Source organism: Streptomyces sp. NBC_00209 (genome assembly GCF_045206345.1).
Classification (GTDB): Bacteria; Actinomycetota; Actinomycetes; order Streptomycetales; family Streptomycetaceae; genus Streptomyces.
Map to the genome: position 1 here is coordinate 696,181 of NZ_CP108121.1, position 25,733 is coordinate 721,913.

General features: G+C 68.5%; 22 protein-coding genes and 5 pseudogenes. 21 read left to right on the forward strand and 6 right to left on the reverse strand.

All coding sequences use genetic code 11. From position 1 onward, the window contains the following. Positions 1–2 precede the first annotated feature (2 nt). Positions 3–1,883, reverse strand: coding sequence for an ATP-dependent nuclease (locus OG867_RS03055; protein WP_406282421.1), 1,881 nt, complete (start codon positions 1,881–1,883; stop codon positions 3–5). Between the two features lie 320 nt (positions 1,884–2,203). On the opposite strand from OG867_RS03055, the gene OG867_RS03060 reads away from it, so the two are divergent. After that, on the forward strand, positions 2,204–2,371 hold the full coding sequence (locus OG867_RS03060; protein WP_406282424.1) for a hypothetical protein: 168 nt from the start codon (positions 2,204–2,206) through the stop codon (positions 2,369–2,371). A gap of 360 nt (positions 2,372–2,731) precedes the next feature. Here the strand turns inward: OG867_RS03060 and OG867_RS03065 are convergent. Beyond that, positions 2,732–2,827, reverse strand: a pseudogene (locus OG867_RS03065) (IS5/IS1182 family transposase); the annotation flags it as partial. A gap of 74 nt (positions 2,828–2,901) precedes the next feature. Here OG867_RS03065 and OG867_RS03070 point away from each other — a divergent pair. From OG867_RS03070 to OG867_RS03090, 5 genes are all read left to right on the forward strand, one after another. Beyond that, positions 2,902–3,710, forward strand: a protein-coding gene (locus tag OG867_RS03070; RefSeq protein ID WP_328903448.1) for an IS5 family transposase whose coding sequence is annotated in 2 segments (ribosomal slippage) — positions 2,902–3,241 and positions 3,241–3,710 — 810 coding nt in all. Because the reading frame shifts where the segments join, the coding sequence is not laid out codon by codon here. A gap of 995 nt (positions 3,711–4,705) precedes the next feature. Continuing rightward, positions 4,706–5,050 carry a hypothetical protein gene (locus tag OG867_RS03075; protein ID WP_328903447.1) on the forward strand — a complete coding sequence of 115 codons (345 nt, stop codon included), beginning with the start codon at positions 4,706–4,708 and terminating at the stop codon, positions 5,048–5,050. Positions 5,051–5,215: 165 nt separating this feature from the next. After that, entirely contained in the window at positions 5,216–5,821 is a 606-nt protein-coding gene (locus OG867_RS03080; protein ID WP_328903446.1) for an ABC transporter ATP-binding protein, read from the forward strand. Between the two features lie 11 nt (positions 5,822–5,832). Further along, complete coding sequence (locus OG867_RS03085) at positions 5,833–7,971, forward strand: permease (RefSeq protein ID WP_328903445.1); 2,139 nt, start codon at positions 5,833–5,835, stop codon at positions 7,969–7,971. Between the two features lie 382 nt (positions 7,972–8,353). After that, positions 8,354–8,746 carry a hypothetical protein gene (locus OG867_RS03090; RefSeq protein WP_406290731.1) on the forward strand — a complete coding sequence of 131 codons (393 nt, stop codon included), beginning with the start codon at positions 8,354–8,356 and terminating at the stop codon, positions 8,744–8,746. Here OG867_RS03090 and OG867_RS03095 read toward each other — a convergent pair. Then, positions 8,703–9,095, reverse strand: a complete 393-nt coding sequence (locus OG867_RS03095) for a transposase (RefSeq protein WP_328903444.1) — start codon at positions 9,093–9,095, stop codon at positions 8,703–8,705. The genes OG867_RS03090 and OG867_RS03095 overlap by 44 nt on opposite strands. Positions 9,096–9,193: 98 nt before the next feature. On the opposite strand from OG867_RS03095, the gene OG867_RS03100 reads away from it, so the two are divergent. From OG867_RS03100 to OG867_RS03120, 5 genes and pseudogenes are all read left to right on the forward strand, one after another. Then, the gene (locus OG867_RS03100; RefSeq protein WP_406282430.1) at positions 9,194–9,496 is read left to right on the forward strand and encodes a transposase; all 303 of its coding nucleotides are present in this window, start codon (positions 9,194–9,196) and stop codon (positions 9,494–9,496) included. After that, entirely contained in the window at positions 9,493–10,365 is an 873-nt protein-coding gene (locus tag OG867_RS03105; protein ID WP_328903443.1) for an IS3 family transposase, read from the forward strand. The genes OG867_RS03100 and OG867_RS03105 overlap by 4 nt, the downstream gene beginning before the upstream one ends. A gap of 30 nt (positions 10,366–10,395) precedes the next feature. After that, positions 10,396–11,559: pseudogene (locus OG867_RS03110) on the forward strand (RHS repeat-associated core domain-containing protein); the annotation flags it as partial. Positions 11,560–12,232: 673 nt separating this feature from the next. Further along, the gene (locus OG867_RS03115) at positions 12,233–12,805 is read left to right on the forward strand and encodes a hypothetical protein (protein ID WP_406282434.1); all 573 of its coding nucleotides are present in this window, start codon (positions 12,233–12,235) and stop codon (positions 12,803–12,805) included. A gap of 244 nt (positions 12,806–13,049) precedes the next feature. Continuing rightward, a pseudogene (locus tag OG867_RS03120) lies at positions 13,050–13,766 on the forward strand (transposase family protein); the annotation flags it as partial. Here OG867_RS03120 and OG867_RS03125 read toward each other — a convergent pair. Then, on the reverse strand, positions 13,764–14,954 hold the full coding sequence (locus OG867_RS03125; RefSeq protein ID WP_328903442.1) for an IS110 family transposase: 1,191 nt from the start codon (positions 14,952–14,954) through the stop codon (positions 13,764–13,766). The pseudogene OG867_RS03120 and the gene OG867_RS03125 overlap by 3 nt on opposite strands. Before the next feature lie 463 nt (positions 14,955–15,417). Between OG867_RS03125 and OG867_RS03130 the strand changes: the two genes are divergently transcribed. The 5 genes and pseudogenes from OG867_RS03130 to OG867_RS03150 form a co-directional block, all read left to right on the forward strand. Further along, the gene (locus OG867_RS03130) at positions 15,418–16,101 is read left to right on the forward strand and encodes an IS3 family transposase (protein ID WP_406290733.1); all 684 of its coding nucleotides are present in this window, start codon (positions 15,418–15,420) and stop codon (positions 16,099–16,101) included. Positions 16,102–16,270: 169 nt separating this feature from the next. Next, entirely contained in the window at positions 16,271–17,470 is a 1,200-nt protein-coding gene (locus tag OG867_RS03135; RefSeq protein WP_406290735.1) for an IS30 family transposase, read from the forward strand. After that, positions 17,454–17,786: an integrase core domain-containing protein gene (locus OG867_RS03140; protein WP_328903440.1), complete on the forward strand. Its 333-nt coding sequence runs from the start codon at positions 17,454–17,456 to the stop codon at positions 17,784–17,786. Before OG867_RS03135 ends, OG867_RS03140 begins: the two co-directional genes overlap by 17 nt. Positions 17,787–17,831: 45 nt before the next feature. Further along, positions 17,832–17,924: pseudogene (locus OG867_RS03145) on the forward strand (oxidoreductase); the annotation flags it as partial. Positions 17,925–18,167: 243 nt separating this feature from the next. Beyond that, a pseudogene (locus OG867_RS03150) lies at positions 18,168–18,587 on the forward strand (hypothetical protein); the annotation flags it as partial. Between the two features lie 19 nt (positions 18,588–18,606). Here OG867_RS03150 and OG867_RS03155 read toward each other — a convergent pair. After that, positions 18,607–19,674 carry a serine hydrolase domain-containing protein gene (locus OG867_RS03155; protein ID WP_406282438.1) on the reverse strand — a complete coding sequence of 356 codons (1,068 nt, stop codon included), beginning with the start codon at positions 19,672–19,674 and terminating at the stop codon, positions 18,607–18,609. Continuing rightward, positions 19,668–20,579 (reverse strand): IclR family transcriptional regulator, encoded by a 912-nt coding sequence (locus OG867_RS03160; protein ID WP_406282441.1) that lies wholly within the window; start codon positions 20,577–20,579, stop codon positions 19,668–19,670. Before OG867_RS03160 ends, OG867_RS03155 begins: the two co-directional genes overlap by 7 nt. A 54-nt stretch (positions 20,580–20,633) precedes the next feature. Here OG867_RS03160 and OG867_RS03165 point away from each other — a divergent pair, with 54 nt between their 5' ends. Genes OG867_RS03165 through OG867_RS03185 form a run of 5 tightly spaced genes read left to right on the forward strand, consistent with a single transcriptional unit; the run spans position 20,634 to position 25,732 of the window. After that, positions 20,634–22,208: an ABC transporter substrate-binding protein gene (locus OG867_RS03165; protein ID WP_406282444.1), complete on the forward strand. Its 1,575-nt coding sequence runs from the start codon at positions 20,634–20,636 to the stop codon at positions 22,206–22,208. Further along, positions 22,208–23,188: an ABC transporter permease gene (locus OG867_RS03170; protein WP_328903436.1), complete on the forward strand. Its 981-nt coding sequence runs from the start codon at positions 22,208–22,210 to the stop codon at positions 23,186–23,188. Before OG867_RS03165 ends, OG867_RS03170 begins: the two co-directional genes overlap by 1 nt. Then, a complete protein-coding gene (locus OG867_RS03175) occupies positions 23,185–24,093 on the forward strand; it encodes an ABC transporter permease (RefSeq protein ID WP_406282447.1) in 909 nt (302 codons plus the stop codon). The genes OG867_RS03170 and OG867_RS03175 overlap by 4 nt, the downstream gene beginning before the upstream one ends. Beyond that, entirely contained in the window at positions 24,090–24,917 is an 828-nt protein-coding gene (locus OG867_RS03180) for an ABC transporter ATP-binding protein (RefSeq protein ID WP_328903434.1), read from the forward strand. Before OG867_RS03175 ends, OG867_RS03180 begins: the two co-directional genes overlap by 4 nt. Then, the gene (locus OG867_RS03185) at positions 24,914–25,732 is read left to right on the forward strand and encodes an ATP-binding cassette domain-containing protein (protein ID WP_328903433.1); all 819 of its coding nucleotides are present in this window, start codon (positions 24,914–24,916) and stop codon (positions 25,730–25,732) included. The genes OG867_RS03180 and OG867_RS03185 overlap by 4 nt, the downstream gene beginning before the upstream one ends. Position 25,733 lies beyond the last annotated feature (1 nt).

Below are 25,733 nucleotides of genomic sequence, written 5' to 3' on the forward strand. Positions count from 1 at the left end.
ACTCACGCCCTTCCACAGAGGTAACCGAACGCGTCGCGCAAATACGAGGGGAGGTCTGATCGGGCAAGGGACCTCGACGTGAGCAGCTGTGCCGCGTACTGTGCCGCAATCGCCTTGCTCGCCTGCTTGCCAGGCTTTCTCCGCAGCGGTTCATAGATGCGCATGGCCACCTCGCCCCGAGAAATCCCCTCCTCCCGCCACCCCTCGACCTGCTCGGCCGCACGAACCTGGATTTCGGCCACCTCGGCGCCGGTGGGCCACTTGTTCACCGACACCCAGGCAGAGCGCACCGCTTGGTTCATGACGGTGGCGAGGGGCCAGGAAGCCGCTGCGAGGTCGTACTCCAGCGTCCAGTGGTCGGAGACGAAGGTCTTCACCGGACCGTCGTCCCCGTCCTTCAGTCGCGCGACGTACTCCTCAACCTGCTCAGGCGTCATGTCCGAGACTGACCGGAGCTGACCACTCATGTTCTCAGGGGTGTTTGGAGGGAGCAGGTCGCGGTCGCGTATGCAGGCGACGGACACCGGAATCTGGTGGCCGTCGCGCTGGAAGATGTGACTGTACCGGAAGAGGCCGGTGTGCCCGACGTTGACGACGCTGACGCCGTTCTCACTGAACGACCAGCCTGCGGCCTCCGCGAGAGCGGGCAGAAGCAGCGCCTCCGCGTCCCCCTCCACCAAGGCCACCGATCGGGCGAAGAACAAATTCGCCTTGGTCGCGTCGAGGAACTTGGACAGGAAGGCGTAGTCGCTCGCGTCGAGCTTGGTCTCGTGCGGCGCCAGGCTGAAAGCCCGTCCGCCGACAACAAGGGTGATCCACTCCACAGGAACGGCGGAGGCGAGATGCGGGCTGTGCGTAGTGAGGACGACCTGGACCCTCGGGTCACCGGCGCTCGCCCCGCCTGCTGCCCGATCGAGCAGCAGATCCATCACGCGCGTCTGCAGCTGCGGGTGGAGATGCGCCTCGGGTTCCTCGATCAGAAGAAGCGGAGCCACATCGTTGTTGCCCAGTAGCAGGAGTTCGGCGGCCATGAACATCGCGTTGTTGTACCCGAGCCCGCGACGGGTCCATTCCGGCTCTCCGGTCGAAAGCCTGAGTTCGAGACGCTCCAGAGCGCGGGAGAGAGTGGCGTCCCCGGCGACCCCGATCTCGCCTTGGAGGACGTCGCTTCCGATGGAGAACTTCTCCAGGTAGCCCTTGTTGATGTCATCCAGGGCAGCCATTACGGCGCTGTTGGAGCGGATGTGGTGCTCGGCACGACGCAGGATGCCGACCAGCGTGCTGGCCGAGTCATCACCGGCTGCGAAATCGTCCGTGCCCTCGGCCTTCATCGTGGGATATCCGGCCAGGATCTGCGACAGCCGGGACCCCCGTCCTGCCCGCATCTCCCCCTCGGCGTCCCGGAGCGGGCGAAGGTACGTGGCTTTCAAGTGTTCTCGCGCCTTGCCGTCCAGGGTGGGCCCCTCGCCATTCGGACCCGTACGAGTCGTAACCGAAACGCGGTGCGGGGGCAAGGAATCCATCAACTCGGCCCTGAAGCTGACGTACAGAGACGAGGATCCCTTCGCGTCGGTCGTCAGATGCTCGAGGAAGATCCCCTGCTCCTCCTCCGAGAGCTCCATGAAGCGACATGTGATCGTGAAGAACTCCGCGCGCCCTCCCGGACCAACGTGGAAATCGTCCTTGGTGACACGATAGAAATCGGCTGCTGTCGTCAAGAGGCACAGCCGAATCGCGTCGACGACGGCCGTCTTCCCGGCGTCGTTCTCGCCCAGGAGAACGGTTACACCCGGCGTCAGCTCGACCTCGAGCGCATCTCCCGTTTCCTCGGGCGATATCCGGGCACCGAAGACACGGAAGTTCTCAGCCGCCAGCGTGGCCAAATACACGGCACCCCCACCGAAGGGCCGGCGCCCCAGGTGGGCGCAGGCGCATCCCCCGCGCCACACTCCCCAGCTGTGCGCGGCTATTCGGGAAATCGTACGACTCGAACCGGCCTCCGCGAACGGCTATCCGAACCCGCGGGGCCAAGAGCGCCGCACATGGGGGATTGAAGTTCCCCCTCGATCCTGGACACTCGTTCGTTATGCCGCGAGGGCGTGTTGATGCCGCTGCCTGGTCTCGGCCGGGGTGAGGTAGCCGAAGATCTTGTGCTTGCGCAGGCGGCGGCGGTTACGGAGCCGGACTCCAGACCGCCCCGACCGTGGGCCATGTCGAGAGCGTCGACGACGAGCTCTGCGCGGTGTTGGTCGAGCAGGGCGCTGCCACCAGCATCGTCGCGGCCGGCGCCCCGGCCGATCGTGCGGCCTTTCGGCGTAGCGGGGCGACCTTCGAGACACAGCTGGTGATGGTGGGGCGGGCAGCCTCGTAGTGGATCAGGCACGCATCGGCGGCAGGTCGACGCCAGCCAGCAGGGGATGCGGCGGATTCACTCCTCCACTCCCATGGCGAAGGCTCCCGCAGGAGCGGGAGCCTCGCATCTCCGCAGGTCAGGACGCTGTCACGAAACTGAGTTCAAGGTGGGACCCCTGGAACGCGCCTGAACGGTAGGGTTTCTCCGCGACACCCACAATAAAGTCGTTGGCCAGTGACGATGTTGGACGCCAGGCGTGCCGTCGGGTCGCGTCCCTTCCCGTGGAGCACCCGGTTACAGGACGCGCAGCTCCCGGCAAAGCACCTGTCCGCCGGGTGCGGGGAGGGAGTCCACCGTTTCCACGAGCCTTTTCCAACCTCAGCTTGAGGCGTGGTGAAGGGCGAGGACGGCCTTCACGATGTCGGTGATGCGGTTGGTGCTGCATCGGAGCTTGCGGAGGAGCTGCCAGCCCTTCGTTTGCTGATCGTTTCAGAATGAGTTGAGCTGTGGGCTTGCACTTGCCGATCTTGGTCGGCAGGGTGTCCGGGGTGCGTGCTGATCTTGTTCCTGACGACCTGTGGGAGCGAGTGGCCCCGCTGCTGCCGCCCGCTCCCGAACGGCGCCGCCGGTATCCCGGGCGGTTGCGTGTTCCCGACCGTGTGGCGCTCGCCGGAGTCCTGTTCGTGCTACGAACCGGCGTTGCCTGGCGCGACGTCCCGGCCGAGACCGTGGGCTGCTCCGGGGTAACAGCCTGGCGCCGACTGCGGGACTGGACCGAGGCCGGCGTCTGGCCACGCCTGCACGCCGCCCTGCTGGCCGAACTCCGCCGCGCGGACTCGCTGGACCTGGACGACTGCGCCGTGGACGGCTCTCATGTCCGGGCCCTCAAAGGGGGGATCACGTCGGCCCATCGCCCGTTGACCGGGCCCGTCCCGGCTCCAAGCACCACCTGATCGTCCACCGCCACGGAACCCCGCTCGCCGTCACGCTCACCGGCGGCAACCGGCACGACGTCACCCAGCTTCTGCCCCTACTTGATGCCGTCCCGCCAATCCGAGGGCTGCGGGGACGTCCCCGTCGTAAGCCCCGGCGCCTGTATGCCGACCGGGGCTACGACTTCGACAAGTACCGCCGCCTGCTCTGGAAACGGGGCATCAAACCGCTGATCGCCCGACGCGGCGTCGCCCACGGCTCCGGACTGGGCAAGGTGCGCTGGGTCGTCGAGCGCGCCTTCGCCTGGCTGCACCAGTTCAAACGACTCCGCACCCAACACGAACGACGCGCCGATCTCCACCAGGGCCTGCTCGAACTGGCCTGCAGCCTCATACGCCTCCGCCGCCTCCGAAACTCATTCTGAAACGATCAGTTAGTGGCCATGGTCTGCTCACCGAGACAGCGGCTCTTGGCGTGGCTGCTGTCGTGGCGGCGCTTCCATCGCTTGGAACGACGACCCCGGAACAAGGGCCCGAACGGTCCCGCCCGCCCCTTGGTACGCCTCATTAGCCCACATGTGAGCCCGGCCTCGACGAGGTTCTCGATGATTCCGTGCTGCCGGGCCGCGGTCAGATCGTGGGGCGGGCCCTTGCAGGAGACCCGGACAATGGCATTCAGCTCTCCCGGGGCTGCAGGATGCAATACATATGCGGATTCATATGGGCGGCGCTACGTATGCGGGCCCGCAACCTGACGTCGCCGTCCCCAGCAGCGAGTTCACCAAACCCGCGGCGGCTGGCCCGCGTAGCCACGCGCGTTGAAGCCCGCCTCGCAGGGGACCCACGGGACCCAGGGCGAGTTGTAGTCGTATCGGACCGCTCCCGCGCGCGGGCACAACTGGGACGGGACGCTGCCGGGGCGGGCGCCGGCAGAAGGTAAGGCGAGAACGGCGGTCAGCCCTTCAACAGCCCGTCGCACACCGGCATCCAATCCAGGGCGGAGCGGATGCCGCTGCCATGATCCCCCCACCCTCGGCGAACCCTCTACCGCCGTCGTACGGCGAACGAGCACGACCGTCAAGCCAAGTTCAAACAAACTGCCGGTAGCACGAGCGACGACAGCACGTGATGTATGCCACATGGCCAACGAGCGTCACGAACAGTAGTCGCCTGGCTGGGAACTGTGCCGGAATTGACTGGTTCCCTCCCTTGGCGCGCGAGTCAATACCCCGCGTGAGCAAAGAAGTTGACGCGATTCCACATGTGAAAGTCAATTGGTTGACGAAGATCAGCCCCTACGTCATCGTGTGATCCCGCGTGCACCACGAGTGACATTCGGTCGCTGTGGTGCACGGCTGGTCTCTTGGGCATCAGGCGTCACAGAGTCAGCCATCGTTCCGATAGAGGCGAAGGAGCACGAATGAAGAGATCCAGGGTCATAACGGCCACGATGCTCGGTCTGGCGCTCGCGGTCCCCACGGGCACGGCCGTGGCCGCCAGCGTCACTGCGGCGGGCGCCATCGCCTGGTCCCCCGCAATGAAGGACACCGGGAGGGTGGGCCTCACGGACACTCAGAAGGACGGCGACCCGGTGAAAGCGCAGTACTACCGCTCGGGCGACAGTGACTACAGGACTCTGTGGAACCACAGCGGGTCCGGCGTCAGCGTCTACTCCGCGGATGGTGCGACTATCAAGGAGATCCGGACATGCGAGTCGCGCAATTGGGACCCGGATGTCTGTTCAGGCTGGGTGTACACCTCCTGACCTGAAGTCAGTCGTGCTTCCGCCGCATCCGCCCTCGTTGGGCGGATGCGGCGCCCCCGTTGACCATGCCATGAGATCAGGTGCTGTGTGAGAGCTAGCGATTCGGTCGGACTCCGCGTGCGCGGACTGAGCTATCAGGTCGGAGGCCGCACTCTCCTGGACCGCGTGGATCTCACCATCACGCCCGGGGAGTCGATGGCGGTGACCGGGCCCAGCGGATCGGGCAAGTCCACCCTGCTGATGTGCTTGCTGGGGCTGGTCAGGCCCCAGGCCGGGACCATCGTCGCGGGGGGGCTGGAGCTGACCGCTTTGCGATCCGCGCGCCTGGCCCAGGCCCGGCGTCGAACCATTGGAATGGTCTTCCAGTTCGGGGAGCTTCTTCCCGAACTCAGCCCTGTGGAGAACGTCGCGCTGCCCGTCCTGCTCGACGGAGGGAGCCACCAGGACGCCTACCGTCGAGCCGCTGAACTGCTGCACGATCTCGGTGTCCCGTCCGGTTCCACTCCCACTGGGCAGCTCTCCGGCGGCGAACGCCAGCGCACCGCGGTGGCCCGCGCCCTGATCACCGACCCTCAGGTCCTCCTTGCCGACGAGCCCACAGGCGCGCTGGATCCCGAAGCCAAGAACGCGGTGGCGGAGTTGCTGTACGCCAGTGCCCGCGAGCGCGGTTGCTCTCTGCTGGTGGTAACCCACGATCCGGCCGTGGCCGAGCGCGCCGACCACCGCCACGAACTCCGTGCCGGGCTCCTTGCCCCGATGGGTGCACGGTGAGGGCGGGCACGATGCGCACGGTCATCACACTCCTGCGCATCGGCCTGGCCGCCGGCCGGTCCACGCCGGGCGATCGTCTGCGCTGGTGGGTGCTGGTCGTGGCTGCCGCCACCGTGGCGTTTGTCGCGGTGGCCACCGCGGGCACGGTGGCCACCTACGAGGGGCGCAAGGCCCGGTCTGACGCCCGGGGCGTGGTGTTCGCTGAGGGCAGGGACGCACCGCTGCTGTACCGGCCAGGGGGGGACTCCATCGACGGGCACCCGGTGTCCGTCGTCTTCGTCTACCCGATGACCGAGGACGCCCCGGTGCCCGCGGGTGTCCGTCACTGGCCGGAGCCCGGCGGAGTGCTCCTCTCCCCAGAACTGGTGCGTACAGGCCGGTCGGAGGGGGTCCTGACGCGTTACGGTACGTTCTCCGGCACTGTGGAGCCCGCTGGCCTCGCCTCCCCCTCTGAGCGGATCGCCTACGTTCGGGTGGCCTCGCTGCCCACGAACCATGCTCAGTGGGTGCCGGTCTCGGCCTTCGGCGGCAGGGGCGGCTCGACCGGCGAGATGCGCTACGAGTGGCCGCTGAACTCGACCCTCCTCATGCTGTGGGCACTGGCGGGTGTACCGGCGCTCGCGCTGACTGTGGTGGCGGCGCGGGTGGGTTCGCGCTCCCGTGACCGGCGCAGCGGGCTGCTGCAGGCGCTGGGCGGTGTGTGGTGGCATCGGGCGGTGGTCAACCTCGGGGAGGCGGTGTTCCCCGCCGCACTGGGTGCGGCCTTTGCGCTGGTCCCGTATACCATCGCTGCCTGCTGGAATCTGCGGCTGCCGCCCACCGGATACATTCTTGACCACCGTGATCTGTGGGCGCGGTGGCCTGCGGCGGCAGCCATCGCGGCGGGTGCGCTAGTGCTGGTGCTGGCCATCGTCGTGGGTACGCACCGTGTCTACGCCGACGGTACGTCCAACCGTCCGGCATCTGCCGCCTCCGGGGTGCCGCGCTGGCGGCTGGCGGCCTGCGGTGGCGGCGCCGCACTGGTGGTGTTGAGCCAGTACGCCCCATCAGGCACGCAGTTGGCCATCTACTGCTGCGGAACGGTGACGATGTGGGCGTTCCTGTCCTCCGTCGTGGCAGTTCTCACCCGCCGACTGGGTGCACGGCTGGCGGACGGCGGGAAGCGCGAGGGGCACCCGGGCCGGCTGGTCGGCGGGCGGTGGACGCACGCGCATCCCGGGGTCATCGTGCGGCTCGCACTGGCCATGGTGATCGGTATCGGGATCCTCACCCAGATGCAGATCTGGACCAGTCGCCTCGCGGATCAGGAGCTGGCCGTGCGCCTCACCAAGGAGCGCATCGAGGACACAGTGATCGAGCTGACCGTTCCCGCCATGGACGCCGCGCAGACGGACCGCCTCCGCGCCGCGCTGCCTCCCGGATCGGCGCTGCTGACCCACACCTTGGGCGATCCGGGAAAATACCAGCGCCCGCGTATCACCGTTCAGGGCACCTGCCGTGATCTGCGCGTCCTGGACATCGACTGCCAGGGGAACGCGGCGTCCAGCGCTATCCAGGCCCAGGAGATGCGCCGGTGGTACGGCGCCGACCTCACCTTCGCGCCAGTGTCCCGGGTCACCGCGAAACCCGGCGGCACCCAGTTCCTCGTGGTCGTGACACCCGAACCCGGACACCTCGCCGAGGTAAAACACGCCGCATACACGCTGCCCACCCCCGCAGTGCAGGTCATGGTGCTCGGTGGAGTGTGGGAGACCAATGACCGTGCACGACTGGTGAACTGGATCCGCCTCTTCGGAAGTGCCGGGCTCTTCTTCGTCCTGCTGGCCGGAGGGGTGAGTGCGGCAGCCGAGTTCATCCGCGTCCGCCAGGTTCTCGCGCCGCTGTCCGTCCTGACCGGCCACCGCCGGATCTTCCGCTCCGTATCCACCTGGTACCTCACCGTGCCTCTACTCATCGCCACCGCTGTCACCACAGTGGTGACCGCCTGGCACGCGGTGTTCTTCATCGCGCTGGTCAACGAAGGCACCGTGTCCTGGACCATCCTGGGCGCCGGAGCCGCGGCATGCGCCCTGGTCTCGCTCGCCGTCGGGCACCTCGCTGCCCGGGCGGCGGCCCGGGCAGCGGACCAGTGGGTGCCCACTGCGGATTGACCTCACAAGCTGGGCACGTCCGGGGGACTGGCGGGCCAGCGTGTTCGTGGCCCCGGAAGGGCTGAAACCTGGCGGCAACTGCCGCCAGGTTTCAGCCCTTCCGGGTGATCCATTGGATGCTGTTGTCTTTCCGAGTCCGACGACTGTATTTTCGCTGGTCAGGGGTAGGGGCGGCGCCGGTGTGGGAGTGATGGGGTGTCGTTTCGTCGCTCTCGTGGAGGCCGTGGATGCCGTCGGTTGTCGGACTGCTGGAACAGCACGAGCTTGCTGCTCGTCGTCGTGTGGACGGGCTGCGTGAGGAAGCGGACCGCATCCAGGCGAGCTCGCGGTGGCCGAGCAGGAGTGGTCGGAGTGGACGATCGCTCGCGAGCGTGTCGGTGCGGTGCTGTCCGCGCCGGGCAGTGACTCAGCCGGCGTGGTCGCCTCCGACGTGCCAGAGGGCGTCGGAACGGGAGCCGAGGTGGAGGCGTCTGCGCCTCTGGTGGTGAAGGCGAGGTCACAGGTTCCGGTGTGGCGCGAAGGGCTGGGCGGGACGGCACTGTCGGTGGACTACCAGCGCATCCTGGCCGCGCTCGAGGATCAGGTCCGTCTCGGTCAAGGGCCGCTGACCTGTCAGGAGTTGGACGCCGCGTTCGGCCCGGACGTGGTGCCAGCCAAGGTGGAGGGGCTACGGTCGAAGGCGAAACACCTGGTCGCGCGGGGCTGGCCGGCCGAGCCGGCACCGGGCCGGTTCACCCTCGCGCGGAGCGTGAGCGGGCCAGGCGGCGGGTCATGATCATGGTCATCGACCAGTAGATCATCGCCTCGGCGCTGCTGGTGGAACGTTCGAAGTCACGGACCAGGCGGCGGCTTCGCATCAGGTGGGCGAAGAGCCGCTCGACGATCCACCGCTTGGGCCCGTCGCTCTCTTTCAGGATCTCGATTGTCTGCTGCTGCTCGCGGTTCTCCTTGCGCAGCCGGCGCAGTTCGTCGCGCTCGGCGCTGGTCAGCTCGCCCGGGGCTCCCTCGCCCCGATCGGCCCTGGCCCGGTGGTACCAGCCGCGCAGTGAAGCTTCCCCTGGATCGTGGACACCTGGAGACTGGGATCTGAGGTTCCAGAGGAAGTAGTGCCAGGTGGGAAGCAAGTATCAGAATCGGTACTCCGCGGAGTTGAGCTTGATCCGCTTTGACGGACATTCGAGATCAGGGGTTCAGCCCCGGGAGGATGTCCATCATGGAGAGCATGGGGAAGAGAAAGCCTCGCCGCCCTCGCCGTTCGTTCACGCCGGAGTTCAAGGCCGAGATCGTCGGGCTGTGCCGACGGGGTGACCGCTCGGTCGGCCAGGTCGCCAAGGACTTCGAACTGACCGAGACCGCGGTGCGGGACTGGGTGAAGCAGGCCGAGGTCGACGCGGGCGAGCGCAACGGGCTGACCAGCGGGGAGCGCGAGGAACTGGCTGCGCTGCGGCGGGAGAACCGCCGGCTGCGTGAGGATGTCGACGTCCTCAAGCGGGCCACAGCTTTCTTCGCGAAGGAGACCCGGTGACGGTGCACCCGTTCATCGAGGCGGAGAAGCGTGCAGGTCACAGCGTCAAACGGGCGTGTGAGCTGATGAAGGTCTCCAGGACCGCCTTCTATGCCCGTCGCTCCGGCCTGCCCGGCTCCCGGGCGGTGCGGGATGCTGAGCTGACCGAGCAGATCACTGAGGTCCATGCGCGATCGCGTGGCACCTACGGGGCCCCGCGTGTGCATGCCGTGCTCACGCGCGAGGGCGCCGGGTGCGGCCGGCGTCGTGTCGCACGGCTGATGCAGGCCGCTGGTCTGCAGGGCCGGCACCGCCGCCGACGGCAGGTGACCACGGTCCCCGATCCCAGGGCTGCTTTTCGTCCCGATCTGATCGTCCGGGACTTTCAGCCCGGCCGCAGCGGGCTCGATGCCCGCTGGTGCGGTGACATCACCTACATCCCGACCGACGAGGGCTGGCTCTATCTGGCCACGGTCATCGACATCGCCTCCCGGCGCGTGGTCGGCTGGGCAACCGCCGATCACCTGCGGACCGACCTGGTCGCCGAGGCGCTGACGGCCGCCTGCCGGCAGCGTCGCCCCACCCGTCCCGTGATCTTCCACTCGGATCGCGGCTGTCAATACACGAGCCAGCAATTCGCCTCCCTGGCCGCCGAGTTCGGGGTTCGGCTGTCGGTCGGCCGGACCGGTCAGTGCTGGGACAATGCGCTGGCAGAGTCGTTCTTCTCGACCATCAAACGTGAACTGCTCGGCACCTCCGCGTGGCCCAGCCGGGCCACCGCCCGCACCGCGATCTTCGATTTCATCGAGGGCTGGTACAACTTGCACCGACTGCACAGCAGCCTCGGCTACCTCAGCCCAGCTGAGTACGAGACCGCACTCGCAGTCTGACCACCACACCAATGGTGTCCGTCAAAGCGGATCAAGCTCATCGCCGACAAAGCCAACGGCAAGGACACTCAGTGCTTCGCATACGACGGCTACCGCCGCCTGACCGAGGCATGGACCCCCGCGTCGAACGACTGCACGACCACCCGTGCGGCAACGGGACTCAGCGGGCCGGCTCCGTACTGGACCAGCTGGACCTACAAGACCGGCGGCCTGCGTGACACCCAGACCGAGCACAAAGCCGCCGGTGACACCAAGACCAGCTACGGCTACCCCACTGTCAACTCCTCGGGCACCGGCCAGCCCCACACCCTGACATCTGTCACCGTCAACAGCGGGACTGCCAAGACCTACGTCTACGACGAGCAGGGCAATACCACCAAGCGCTACAGCCCCAGCGGCACCGTCCAGAATCTCGTCTGGGACATCGAAGGTGAACTCACCCGCCTCACCGACGGCACCAAGACCACCGACTATCTCTACGACGCCAACGGTGACCTCCTCATACGGCGCGGCCCCGTCAAGACCGTCCTCTACTTGGGCGGCCAAGAGCTCAACTACGACACGGTGACGAAGAAGTTCACCGCCCAGCGCTACTACCCGGCAGGCGACGCCACTGCCGTCCGCACCGAGAGCGGCCTGTCCTGGATGGTTGACGACCACCACGGCACCGCCTCCATGACCGTGGATGCCACCACTCAGGCCGTCACTCGTCGATACACCAAGCCCTTCGGAGAGAGCCGCGGAGCCACACCGTCGGCCTGGCCCGACGACAAGGGATTCCTAGGCAAACCCAGCGACGTCGACACCGGGCTCACCCACGTCGGCGCCCGCGAATACGACCCAGCCAGCGGACGCTTCCTTTCCGTCGACCCAGTGCTCGCCCCCGAGGACCACGAGTCCCTCAACGGCTACGCCTACGCCAACAACACCCCTGTCACCCTGTCCGACCCCACAGGGCTCCGTCCCGACGGCGCGTGCGGCGGCGCATCAAGCTCCTGCAACGGCGGCACCGAGACCTGGACCAAGACAAAGGACGGCTGGGACTGGTCGTACACAAAGACGACCACCAAGACCTTCTCCTACAAGACCGACAACGGAACCGTCGGACAAGGCACCATGAGCACCACCGTTCACCAGACCGCCGGCACCACCACAACAAAAATTACCTTCAAGAAGGGGCCGGAGCCGAAGCCCAAGCATTCAGATGGCACATGTCACTCATGCTGGGCCATGGGGACTAATCCGCATTACGACTACAACGCGCACGACCTGCCGGACCATGGAAAGCTCGCAACCTGGCAAAAAGTCTTGCTAGGCGTGGTCACGACGGTGGCCACTGCTGTCGTAGCGGCGCCGGTGGTTGTCGCTATTGGCGAGGGATGCCTTGTGACGGCGCCAGTGTGCGTAGCCGAGATCGCGGAAACGATGACCGGAGGGGCGTCCGGTGGAAGTGCCGTAGTGGGATCTGGTCTGGCGGGCACCGGCGTTGCCGCCGCTACGTCCCGGGGCGCTGAAGGCGTAGCGGTAGGTCTACGACGCGAAGAGTATGTTGCTAAATTGATTGGCGGCACTCTCGCGAAGGACGCGAAAGGTGAGGACATCCGCATCGTCATGCCCAATGTGGGGAGGACTGGTTTGGACGTCCGCGGGCCCAACGGAGAGATGGTTTTCGTTGGCGGCGGAGCAAAAGCGAAGAACCCTGCAGCATTCGGAAAGGCTTTGAAAATCAGCAAGTACGCAGCGGACGAGGAAGGTGTGCCGGCCATCTATTACCTGGCTTCCAATACGCCCGAGTCCGCTATAAAGCAAGCGCAAAAATGGTTCGGTCCTGAAAATGTGCATACATTCACGATGCCGGAGTAGCGCAATGGGAGACAGTTTCATTCGTTGGTACCGAGAGGTCGAACTCGGCTCTGTTTTCTCAGACCAAGTCGCCGAGTTTGGGCGTTTCGGGATCAGCCTCACTCACCCGGTGACTAACGTCGTGACGTTGGTCAATGTCGATGGCGACGATATTACGGTCGGTCTCGAGGAGCTGACGTGGCTGATCGGTCTCAGAATTCCATCCGTCACGGTGAATTGGTGGATGTCGCCGGACGTCAGCGTGTTGAGCACGTACTCGAATGAGCCGCTCGGATGTGAAGTGCAAACCTTGTGGCTAGACGGCCTCAACCCTGAAGAGGCTGAAGTGGTGCATGCAGCCACGCTGTCGACGGTGAACCGTGTGCCAGCAGGAACGCGTGCTCTGCTCTCGGACACGCAAGGCCGCACGGATGCCGAATCTTGGGATTCGGTTATCCTCCATGGAGGATGCGAGATTCCAGGTGAGATCGACTCGTTGCTTCTCAGCGCGGACATCTCAAGGCGTTTGCTTTCCGGGTCAGTTCACCTGCGCGGTAGAGAGGTAAGTCAAACACTCACGAGAGTACTTTCGATGTAGTCATCTCCTCTGATCTCCACGCCTCTTGTGGCGGGGTGCATTGGAAGCGGGCCATCGCGGCGGGGTCGTCCATTGTTTGACTTCCCCGCCACACTCCCGTATCGCTCAGAAACTCATTGAGCGTTTTCAGAGTGGCCACTGATCGAGTGACGGGGCGGTGTGGGATCGGAGTGCGCAACGGACAGGGCTCCCGTGCCGTTGAGGGAGGTGTTCGACGTCTCAACTCAGCAACGCAGGAGCCCTGTTGGTTCCCTATCCTGCCGTACTCGACCTGCCTCACGCCTTGGTCGAGTGGGTCACGATGCTCATCGTCACCCGTGAAGGTGACCGCCGGTGCAAGCTTCCGCCGCACCGGCGGGCGCTGGTCGCACTGGGGTACTTGCGCCGCCACGACACCCTGGCCCGGATCGCCGGAGCCTTCGGGATATCCGTCGGCACCGCCCATGCCTACGTCACCACGGTCACCGGCCTGCTCGCCGAGCAGGCACCGGGTCTGTTGAAGACGCTACGCGCACACGATCCGGACTTCGTCCTCCTGGACGGCACGCTCGCCGAGTGCGACCGCGTCGGCGACGGCAGGGCCGACTACTCCTCGAAGCACAAGCGGCACGGGGTGAACGTGCAGGTCGTCACCAACCCGGCCGGCCAGATCCTGTGGCTGTCGCCGGCCCTGCCGGGCCGGACACACGACCTGACCGCCGCCCGCACCCACAAGATCCTCCGGATCTGCGAACGCCAGGGCATCCCGATCCTCGCCGACATGGCCTACATCGGTGCCGGCGACTGGGTCACCACCGCCAAGCGCCGACCGCCGGGCGGCGAACTCACACCCACCGAGCAGACCGCGAACCGGGCCCTGTCCGCAGCACGGGCCCCCGTCGAACGAGGCATGGCACGACTGAAGTCCTGGCAGATCTTCCGCAGATCCCGCATCAGCCCCAACCTCCTAATGGTGTTGTCAAGTCGTGGCAGTGACGGGGCGGTCGCTTTGGTAGCACTGTCCGTCACGGATGAGGGCCCACAAGACGTTCACCCGTCGGCGGGCCAAGGCGAGCACGGCCTGGGTGTGCCGTTTTCCTTCAGCGCGTTTGCGTTCGTAGAACCGGCGCGACGCGTCGCAGGTGCGGATGCTGATGAGCGCGGAGGTGTAGAAGACGCGCTGCAGCCCTCGGTGGTAGCGCCTGGGCCGGTGAAGGTTGCCGCTGATGTTGCCGGAGTCCCGGGGAACCGGGGCGACTCCGGCGAGGCTGGCCAGGCGGTCGGCGGTGCTGTAGCGGCTCATGTCGCCAGCGGTGGCGGCGAGGAACTCAGCGCCCAGCAGGGGGCCGATGCCGGGCACGCTGGAGATCACTTCGGCGAGTTCGTGGGCGCGAAACCGGGTCGCGATGAGCTTGTCGATCTCAGCGATCTGCTCGTTGAGGCTCATCACCTCTTTGGCCAGGGTGTGGATCACCTGCGCGGTGATCTTCTCCCCCGGGACGGCGGTGTGCTGGCGCTCGGCCGCTTCGAGGGCTGCCTCGGCCAGGGCTTCGGGGGTGCGGACCTTGCGGTTCCGCAGCCAGGTCGCCAGCCGTTTCCCGCCGGTCCGGCGTAGGGCGGCGGGGGTCTGGTAGCCGCTGAGCAGAATCAGCGGCCCTGCGTTGCCAAGGTCGAGGATTCGTTCCAAGGCCGGAAAGATTCCGGTGAGTTGACCGCGAAGGCGGTTGATCCGGCGGGTGCGGTCGGCGTTCAGGTCTCTCCGGCGGTTGGTGAGGACCCGCAACTCGATGGCGTGCTCGTCGTCCGGCCGCAGGACCGTCAGGTCCCGGCGCATCCGGGCCTGGTCGGCGATGACGGTGGCGTCCTTGGCGTCGGTCTTGCCCGTGCCCCGGTAGCCGGCCGAAGCCCGGTTGACCGCCAGGCCGGGTATGTAGACGAGGTGCTGGCCGTGGTTGAGCAGCACGCTGATCCACAGTGCGGCCATGCCGTCGGCGACATCGACTGCCCAGACCACGTCCTCGTCGAGGGCCAGCACATCGGAAAGCAAGGCCAGGAGCTCCGGCTCGTCGTTCAGGACACGCCGCGACAGCAGTCGTGCGCCCTCAGTGTTCAGGACCACACGGTGGTGATGGGTCTTGCCGATGTCCGTACCCGCCCAGATCTGGGCCACCAGTTCCTCCGGTCGTTCGATGAAGCTCTGCTCTCCCGGACGACCTCGCCGGCGTGGTCCTACTCAGCGATCCGCCCGCGGGCGTTCGCAGCTCCTAATCAGCGGCCGAGTCGTCGTGAGACGCCGGGCGGCCAGGTTAGGGGAGCCATCGAGGGCCACCGCATGAAAGCCATACCCGGTGTCTCTGGGCCTCTGGACCTTACGACGGCCCGTCCAACCCGCGAACAAGGTAGGACCGCATGAGCGTCATCGCCAGAGCCGTCCTCACCCTGGAGAGGCAACGCTGAAAACGCTCATTGAGCGTTTTCAGAGTGGCCACTGATCGAGTGACGGGGCGGTGTGGGATCGGAGTGCGCAACGGACAGGGCTCCCGTGCCGTTGAGGGAGGTGTTCGACGTCTCAACTCAGCAACGCAGGAGCCCTGTTGGTTCCCTATCCTGCCGTACTCGACCTGCCTCACGCCTTGGTCCCGCACCGGGTCTCCTGCCGGGTGGTCGGGGTGAGCGAGGCATGGTTCTACAAGTGGCGCCGGCGCCCCGACGAGCCGACGAAACGCGAGGTCAGGAGGGCGAGGCTGGAGGAGCGGATCATCCACTTCTTCACCGAGTCCGGCGGCACTTACGGCTCGCCGAGGATCACTTTGGACCTGTGGGGGGAGGGCTGGCAGGTGTCGGTGAACACGGTTGCGGAGATCATGGCCGAGCTCGGTCTGCAGGGCCGCAAGCCGCCCAGGCGGCGGTCGCTGACCCGGCAGGGCAAGCGGAAGGCTGCCCCTGACCTGGTGAATCGCCGTTTCGACGCGGTGGCCCCGGACGTGCTCTGGTACGGCGATATGACGGAGATCGAGACCGGCGAGGGCAAGATCTATCTGGCCACGGTCATCGATGCGTTCTCGCGCCGCTGCCTCGGCTACGCCATGGGCGAGCACCATGACGCGGCCCTGGTCGGGGCGTCGTTGAAGATGGCCACCACGACGCGCGGCGGCCGAAGGGACGGGACGATCTTCCACAGCGGCAGGGGAAGTGAGGGTGGATTCAACTGGTCGTCGCAACACTTTGATCTCGGAGGTGGGCGACGTGGCCACGGCGGACTGGAGTCTGAAGACCAGCGATATTCCGGAGAAGCGGCGTCGGCAGTGGCGCGCTGACCGTGCGTTGCGGCCGGCGATGCGTTCACCGGGGCGGCCTGACCCGTCCCGGGTCGTGCAGCGCCAGTTCTGGCGACTGATCGCCACGGGGATCACGACGGCGGAGGCGTCGTTGGCGGTCGGCGTGTCGTGGCCGGTGGGTGCGAGGTGGTTTCGCCACGCTGGCGGCATGCCTCCGATCTCCTTGTCCGAGCCCACAGGCCACTACCTCACGTTCGAGGAGCGCGAGGAGATCGCGATCCTCAGGGCGATGGACAAGGGCGTGCGCGAGATCGCCCGCACCCTGGGGCGTGACCCGGGGACGATCTCTCGCGAACTGCGCCGCAACGCTGCCACACGCGCCGGCAAGCAGGAGTACCGCGCGACGGTCGCCCAGTGGAAGGCTCAGCAGGCGGCCAAGCGCCCCAAGAGCGCGAAGTTCCTGGGCAACGATCCGTTGCGGGAGTACGTGCAGGAGCGGCTCTCAGGGAACGTCCACCGACCTGACGGGACACTTGTCGCGGGACCAGAGACGCCTGCGTGGAAGGGGCTGAACAAGCCGCACCGGCAGGACAGACGGTGGGCGACAGCGTGGAGCCCGGAGCAGATCTCGCACCGGCTCCGCATCGACTTCCCCGAGGATGAGTCCATGCGCATCAGCCACGAAGCGATCTACCAGGCGCTGTTCATCGAGGGCCGTGGCGCGCTCAAGCGGGAGCTGGTCACGTGCCTGCGCACCGGCCGGGCACTGCGGACACCCCGTGCACGGTCGCGGAACAAACCACAGGGGCACGTCACCGCGGACGTCGTCCTCAGCGAACGCCCCGCCGAGGCCGCAGACCGAGCAGTGCCCGGACATTGGGAAGGCGATTTGATCATCGGGACGGGTCGCTCCGCGATCGGCACGCTGGTCGAGCGCAGCAGCCGCTCCACGCTCCTGGTGCACCTGCCCCGCCAGGCAGGCTGGGGCGAGAATCCGCCCGTGAAGAACGGCCCCGCACTCGGGGGCTACGGCGCGACCGCGATGAACACGGCGCTCACCACCTCGATGACGCAGCTGCCCGAGCAGCTCCGCAAGACCCTCACCTGGGACCGAGGCAAGGAACTCTCCGGTCATGCCCAGTTCGCTCTCGACACCGGGACGAAGGTGTTCTTCGCCGATCCGCACTCGCCCTGGCAGCGGCCGACGAACGAGAACACGAACGGGCTGCTGCGTCAGTACTTCCCCAAGGGCACCGATCTCTCCCGGTGGTCGTCCACGGACCTCGAAGCCGTCGCCCTGGCGATCAACAACCGGCCACGCAAGGTGCTGGGTTGGCGGACACCAGCCGAGGTCTTCGAAGAGCAGCTACGCTCGCTGCAAGAACCCAGTGTTGCAACGACTGGTTGAACTCGCCGAGTACACGTCAGAGGCGTACAACACCCTGTGTGACCGCCTGGGCGTGGTGCAGTCCATGGGGCGGGTGGGGTCAGCGCTGGACAACGCCGCCGCGGAGTCGTTCAACTCGCTGCTCAAGGTCGAGTACATCCACCGGCACCGATTCGCCACCCGCACCGAGGCCCGCCTGAAGATCGCCACCTGGATCACCGGGTTCTACAACCCGCGACGCAGGCACAGCGCGGCCGGCGGCCTGCCGCCGGTGGAGTTCGAACGGACCATCACCGAAGCACGAAAGAAGAGCGACCAGAGGTGCAAGGCCGCATAGGAGAGGTCTCTACGAAACCAGGGGATTGACAGGTTGGAATCAGCTCAGTCGCTCGACGCGGCCGAAGCCGCCGGAGTCTTCACATACAAAGCGGTCGAGCAGGACGCTGCCACCAGCATCGTTGCGGCCGTCGCCCCGGCCGATCGTGCGGCGTTTCGTCGTAGCGGGGCGACCTCCGAGTCACAGCTGGTGATGGTGGGGCGGGCAGCCTCGTAGTGGATCAGGCACGCACCGGCGGCAGGTCGACGCCAGCCGGCAGGGGATGCGGCGGATTCACTCCTCCACTCTCATGGCGAAGGCTCCCGCAAGAGCGGGAGCCTCGCATTTCCGCAGGTCAGGACGCTGTCACGAAACTGAGTTCAAGGTGGGATCCCTGGAACGCGCCTGAACCGCCGGATGGCCGCGCACCTTCACTCCCTGCTCCCCGGGGTGCGGATCAACACCGAGCCGGAGCCCGGGCCCGACCGGGGCGCCTTCCAGATCGGTCCGGAGCGCTACCGGGTGGAGAAGGGCGCCAGCGAGTACGTACTGCTGGCCCGGCTGACGACCGGTCAGGACGCCAGACCTGTCTTCCTCTTCTGCGGCCAGCAGGCCATCACCAACCAGGCCGCCACCCGCTACCTGGCCCGCAACCACGAACGTCTCGCCCGCAAGCACGGCAACAACACCTTCTGCCTGCTCCTGAAGGTGGTCAACTCCCAGGCATACGGCCCCGATGTGGTCGAGCTGGTCGCCGACGTCACCCGCGCGGCCCAGGCCCCGATCCCCGCGGCACGCACCTCGCACCGCGCGGGGACCTGAACGTCATCGGCCGGGAAGGTCACACGGAACGGCGCTCCGGACCGCCAGGACGATGGAACTCCCGTCGCAGCTCGTTGAATCCGCGCTCCTCGCGGCTGGGGTGGACGCGGTTCGTGAGCAGGATCGCGTAGCGGCCGGCCTCGGGGTCGAGCCACAGGCTCGTGCCGGTGAATCCCGTGTGGCCGTACGAGGCCGGGCCGAAGGTGTCGCCCACCGGCGATCCGGCCGGGTCCTGCCCCTGCCAGGCCAGTGCGCGGCGCAGGTTGAGGTGGTCCGTGCGCGGGGCGGTCATCAGCGTGAGGGTGTCCGGCTCCAGCAGCGGGGGGCCGCCGCCCACCAGGCTGAGCGCGATGCGTTCCAGGTCCGCGAGGGTGGAGAAGAGGCCCGCGTGCCCGGCGACGCCGCCGAGTACCACGGCGTTCTCGTCGTGCACCTCGCCGACGACGGTCCGGCCGCGCCAGGGGCAGGCTTCGGTGGCCACCGCGCGGCCCCGGTCGGCGGGGGTTGGGCGGAAGCGGGTGTCGGCGAGGCCGAGGGGTGCACACACGAGCTCGCTCGTCAGCTCGTCCAGGCCCCGGCCCGTGGCCTGTTCGGCGATGAGGCCGAGCAGGATGAACCCCTGGGAGGAGTAAGTGACCCGGGTTCCGGGTTCGGCGTCGCGCGGCAGTGTGCCGAGCGCCGTGAGCAGGGACTCGCGGGTGGGGTGGTCGCGGTAGAGCGGGACCCCGCCCGGCAGCCCCGAGGTGTGGTCGAGGAGTTGGGCGATCGTACGCGGGGCGTGCGGGCTCGCCGCGTAGCGGGTCAGGTGCTGTCCGACGGTGTCGCCGAGGCGGAGGTCGCCCCGTTCCACCAGGGCCATGACGACCAGGCCCACCAGCGGCTTGGTCACGGACGCCAGGTCCCACAGGTCGTCGCCGTCCAGCGCGGGCCCACCGGTCGCGCGGGTGCCGGTCCAGCCGCGGTCCAGCGGGCCCGAGGCGTCGCCGAGTGACCACGCGGCACCCGAGTAGAGGCCGCGCGCCCGGCCGTCCTCCAGCAGCCGGCGGCGGGCGGCGGACGCCACGCCCAGGTCCCGCGCGCTCACCATGACTTCTCCTGCCTCTCGTGTCCGCCCGCTCGCCGCTCGTCCGCCTCCCGCTCGGGCCCCGGGACCAGGCCGAGCCGTGCGCCGGGCTGCGCGGCCAGGCGCGCCGATACCGCTGCCGCGGCCGAGCGCACCATCGGCCCGTACTGCCGCGCCGCCGCCTCGTCCAGCGTGAAGGCGAGCCCCGTCAGGACGAGGGCCCCGGCCACGTGGCCGGTCGCGTCGCACACCGGGGCGGCGAGTGCGCGCCGGTCGGCCCAGGCGTCGGTGCCGTCGAAGGCGTAGCCGTTCCGGGCCGCGGCGGTCAGGGCGGCGCGGGTCCTCTCGTCGGCGGGGGCGCCGTCGGGGCCGGCGGACAGCGGTTCGCGCTCCTCGGCCGGAAGGGCGGCCAGCAGGGCGAAGCCCGCAGCCCCCGCGGTGAGCGGTTCCCGGAAGCCGGGGCTCAGATCGAGGCCGAGGGCCTGCGCCGGGGCGCGGACGTCCAGATGGATGACCGTGCGGTCGTCGCGGACCACGTACGAGGCGAACAGTCCGGTGCGTACACGGAGTTCGTCCAGGAGCGGACCGGCCCGGCGCAGCGCGGCGTCGTCGGCGAGCGCGCCCGCGGCGAGGCCGAGGAGCCTGGCGCCCGGGCGGTAGCTGCCGCCCGGGGCCGCTTCGGCGTATCCCGACGCCGCGAGGGCGCGCAGCAGTCGGTGCACGGTCGGCTTGGCCAGTCCCGTCCGCCGGGCGAGGTCCGCGAGGCGGTGCGGGGCGCCTGCTCCGGCGAGGGCCGTCAGGACTTCCATCGCCTTGTCCACCGGGCCGGGCGCGGGTGGTGCCGTGTCCGCTCCGGCGCCTTCCAAGGCGCCGGTGGGCGCTGCGGCGGAGGTCTGCTGCTGCGAACGACTGTTGACCGGATTCCCCATGTGGCCTACCTTACCCGAACTGCATTCCATTCACCGGAACGAGTGTGTTGCCCAATGGAACGAATACATGAAGGGGGAGGCGCCCCGCGCGGCGGGTACTCCCGCCGTTCGGTGCTGCGCCTGAGCGGCCTCGCGGTGCCCGCTCTCGCCGCCCCCGCCCTGCTGACCGGGTGCGGAGCACCGTCGGCGGCCTCGGCCGGCAATGTGCTGCGGGTCTCCCAGACCGGGGACCCCAAGACGATGGACCCGCACAAGCAGGGCGACATGACGTCGATGAACGCCCTGATCAACATGTTCGACACGCTCACCACGCGGGGCCGCGACAACTCCCTCCAGCCCCGGATCGCCCTGTCCTGGAAGGCCGTTGAGCCCAAGGTGTGGCGGTTCGAACTGCGCCGGGGCGTCACCTTCCACAACGGCGAGCCGTGCGACGCCGAGGCCGTCCGCTTCAGCATCGAGCGGCTGCTGGACCCCTCGACCAAGTCGCCCATCGTGGAGCTGCGTTACGTCGAGGGCGTCAAGGTGGTCGGCCGGTACACGGTGGACGTGCGTACCTCGGTGCACGATCCGATCCTGCCCGCGAAACTGTCCCTGTTCGGGGGCGTCGTGGTGCCTCCGCGCTATCTCGCGAAGGTCGGGGACGAGGGCTTCGCCGCGCACCCGGTGGGCACCGGCCCGTTCACGTTCCGGCACTGGCAACGCGACCACGAACTGCGCCTCGCCGCCTTCGACCACCACTGGCAGGGGCGCCCGCACGTCGATGAACTCGTCTTCGTGCCCGCCCCCAACTCCTCCTCCGCGCTGGCCGCGCTGCAGAGCGGCGGCGTCGACATCGTGGCGGGCATGACCCCCGACGCGGCGCAGCAACTGGCCGGCTACCCGGGCGTGGAGATCGGCCACCACACCGGCATCCGCACCTCGTACCTGTCGCTCGACACCCTCACCGAGGGACCGCTGCGCGACCGGCGCGTACGGCGGGCGCTCAACCACGCCATCGACGTACCCCTGCTCATCAAGGCGGTGCTCGGCGGGAACGCCACCGAGGTCCCGGCGATGATCCCGCGCGGCGCCTTCGGTTTCGACCAGTCCGTGAAGCCCTTCGAGCGTTCGCTCACCAAGGCCCGCGCCCTGCTGGCAGAGGCCGGGCACCCCGACGGCATCAGCACCTCGATCACCGCCTCCAACCTGGACGCGAACGTCGCCGAGGCCATCGCCGGGCTGCTGTCCCGCGCCGGTATCCGGGCCAAGGTGAATCTGCTCGACCCGGGCACGTACTCCCAGCGTCTGACCTCCTCCAACCACGGCGCGCTCGGCCCCGTCTACCTGGCCGCGTCCACCGTCTGGACCATGGACGGCGAGAGCATGCTCCAGTCGAACGTGCGCAGCGACCGGCGGCAGAGCCGCTGGCACCACAAGGGCGCCGACCGGCTCGTGGACCGCGAGGAGCTGTCCGTGGACCCGGACGTGCGCCGCCGCGCCTTCTCCGGACTCCAGCAACTGATCAAGGACGAGGCGCCGTTCGTGCCCCTCTACCAGATCGACAACATCTACGTGCACAACACCCGGCCGAGCTGGACGCCCGGCGCCGCAGGGGTGCTGGACATGGCGAGCGCGAAGGTGGCCGTGTGATGAGCCAGACCCTGACCGCACCCGGTGTACGCGTTTCCGGGCCCAGCCGCGCCTGGGCCGTGCTGCGGCCCGCCGCCTCCCGGCTCGGCGCCGCACTCCTGGTCCTGCTGTGCACCGCCACCGTCGCGTTCTTCCTGGTACGCCTGTCCGGCGACCCGGTGAAGGTGATGCTGCCGCCCGACGCCACCGCCCAGCAGGAGACCGTGCTGCGGCACAGCCTGGGCCTGGACCGGCCGCTGCTCACGCAGTACCTGGACTACCTGTGGGGCCTGCCGCGCTTCGACTTCGGCAACTCCCTCTTCTACAACCAGCCGGTCCGCGCGGTCCTGGCCGACCGCATCCCCGCCACGTTGCTGCTCGCGGCGGGCGCCCTCGTGGTGACGCTGGTGATCGCCCTGCCCGCCGGCACGATCGCGGCGATGCGGCGCGGCAAGGCCGCCGACCGCGGTGTCATCACGGCCGTCCTGATCGGCCAGTCGACCCCCGCGTTCTGGGTGGGCATCCTGCTCATCCTCGTGTTCGCCGTCGGACTGCACGCCCTGCCCGCCTCCGGATACGGCACGTTCGCGCATCTCGTCCTGCCGTCGGTCACGCTGGCCGTCTACTCCGTCGCCGTCGTCGCACGGCTGCTGCGCTCGTCGCTGATCGACGTGCTCGGCTCCGACCACATCCGCACGGCCCGCGCCCGCGGTCTCGGACCGGTGCGCACCGTGGTCCGGCACGGTCTGCGCAACGCCTCGCTGCCCGTGGTCACGGTCGTCGGACTGGAGGTCGGCAGCCTGCTCGGCGGGGCGATCCTCACCGAGCAGGTCTTCTCCTGGCCGGGTGTCGGCCAGCTGACCGTGCAAGCCATCGCCAACCGCGACTTCCCCCTGGTCCAGGGCACCGTCCTGCTGTTCGCCGCCACCTTCGTCGTGGTGAACCTGCTCGTGGACCTGTCCTACGGCCTCCTCGACCCGAGGGTGAGGAACTCCCGATGACCACCACCGCCCCCGCGGCCCTTCCCGCCGCGCCCGCTCCCCCCGCCTCGGCTCAGCCGTCCGTGCTGCGCTCCCTGCTGCGCAACCGGCTCGCCGCCGTCGCACTCGTCTTCCTCCTGCTCATCGTCGTGTGCGCGCTGTTCGCGCCCCTGATCGCGCCGGCCGACCCGGCCGCCCAGAACCTCCTCGGCAGGCTCCGGCCTCCCGCCTGGCAGTCCGGCGGTGACAGCGCCCACCTGCTCGGCACCGACCAGCTCGGCCGCGACCTGCTCTCCCGGGTCGTCTACGGCACCCGCGTCTCGCTGCTCGTCGGTGCCGGCGCGGCCCTGCTCGCCGGGGTGATCGGCACCGCCGCGGGCCTCGCCTCCGGATACCTCGGCGGCTGGACCGACCGGGTCGTGATGCGGTTCGCCGACGTCCAGCTCGCCTTCCCCGCGATTCTGCTGGCGCTCGCCGTCGTCGGATTCGTCGGCTCGGGCCTCGGCTACGTCATCCTCGTGATCGGCATCACCGGCTGGGTGTCGTACGCCCGGGTGGTGCGCTCCGAGGTGCTGTCGCTGCGCACCCGCGACTTCGTCACCGAGGCCCGCGCGATCGGCGTCGGCGACCTGGCGATCATGCGGCGGCACCTGCTGCCCAACGTCATGGCGCCGCTGGCCACCATCGGCACGCTGCACATCGCGTCCGCGATCGTCGCCGAAGCCTCGCTCAGCTACCTGGGCCTCGGCGTTCCCAAGGAGACCGTGACCTGGGGCGGCATGCTCGCCGACGGACAGCTCTACCTCGGCACGTCCTGGTGGATCGCCGTCTTCCCCGGCATCGCCCTGATGCTCACCTCGCTCTCCATCAACATCCTGGGCGACGCGCTGCGCGACGTCGCGGACCCGAAGGCGTACCGCCGATGACCGACTCCGCACAGACCCCGCCCGCCGAGCCCGTCCTCGAATTCCGTGACCTGCGCGTCGACTTCGCGCTCGCCTCCTCGACCGTGCACGCCGTGCGCGGAGTGAGCTTCTCGGTCGCCGCCGGCGAGACCCTGGCCGTCGTCGGCGAGTCCGGCAGCGGCAAGTCGGCCACCGCCCTGTCCGCGATGCGACTGAACCCGGAACCTCCGTGCGTGTACGCGGGCGGCCAGGTGCTGCTCGACGGCCGGGACGTCCTCGCCCTGCGCGAGAAGGAACTGCGCACGATCCGCGGGGCCCGGATCTCCATGGTCTTCCAGGACCCGATGACCAGCCTCGACCCCCTGCAACGGGTGGGCGAACAGGTCTCCGAGGTGCTGCGGCTGCACGGCGACCACACCCGGGCCGAGGCGCGCCGGGCCGCCCTGACCGCGCTGGAGGAGGTCGGCATCCCCGATCCGGAACGGCGCTACGGCCAGTACCCGCACGAGCTGTCCGGCGGTCTGCGCCAACGCGTCATGATCGCCTCCGCACTCGTCGCCCGGCCTCGCGTCCTCATCGCGGACGAGCCCACCACCGCGCTCGACGTGACGGTGCAGCGGCAGATCCTGGAGCTGCTCGTGCGGCTCCAGCGACGCCACGGCATGGCCGTCCTGCTCATCACCCACGACCTGGGAGTCGTCGCCGAGACGGCCGACCGCGTCGTCGTCATGCGGCACGGCGAGGTGGTCGAGACCGGCGACGTCGAACAGGTCTTCACGCGACCCACCGCCGCGTACACCCGCGAGCTGCTGGCCGCCACTCCCCGACTGGAGCCCGTCGCATGACCACGACCCCGCTGCTGGAGATCGAAGGACTGCGCAAGGAGTTCCCCGGCCGCCCGCCGAGCGTCGCCGTCGACGACGTCTCGCTCACCGTCCGGGAGGGCGAGACCTACGCCCTGGTCGGTGAGTCCGGCTGCGGCAAGACGACGCTGACCCGGCTGCTGCTGCGGCTGCTCGAACCCACCGCGGGCAGCGTGCGGTTCGACGGCACGGATCTGCTCGCCCTGAAGGGGTCCGCGCTGCGGCCGCTGCGCCGGCAGATGCAGGTCGTGCTCCAGGACCCGTACTCCAGCATGAACCCGCGGCTGCGGATCGCCGACATCGTCGGTGAGCCCCTCGTCACGCACGAGGAGTGGGCGCGCGGGCGGCGCGGCCGGGCGAAGGTACGCGACCGGGCCGGGGAGCTCCTCGACGCGGTCGGCCTGGACGCGGGCATCCTCGACCGCTATCCGCACGAGTTCTCCGGCGGGCAGCGCCAGCGCATCTCCATCGCTCGGGCCCTCGCGCTGGAACCGCGCCTGGTCGTGCTGGACGAGCCGACGAGCGCGCTCGACGTGTCCGTCCAGGCCCGGGTCCTCGACCTGCTCGCCGATCTCCAGGACCGCCTCGGCCTGACCTACGTCTTCATCTCGCACAACCTGGCCGTGGTGCGGCAGATCGCCGACCGGGTGGCCGTGATGAGACAGGGCCGCATCGTCGAGTCCGGCACCGCCGACCAGGTGTTCACCGCACCCGCCGAGACGTACACCCGGCGGCTCCTGGACGCGGTGCCGGTGCCCGACCCGGGCCGCCGCATCCTCGGGGGCGTCGGCGCGTGAG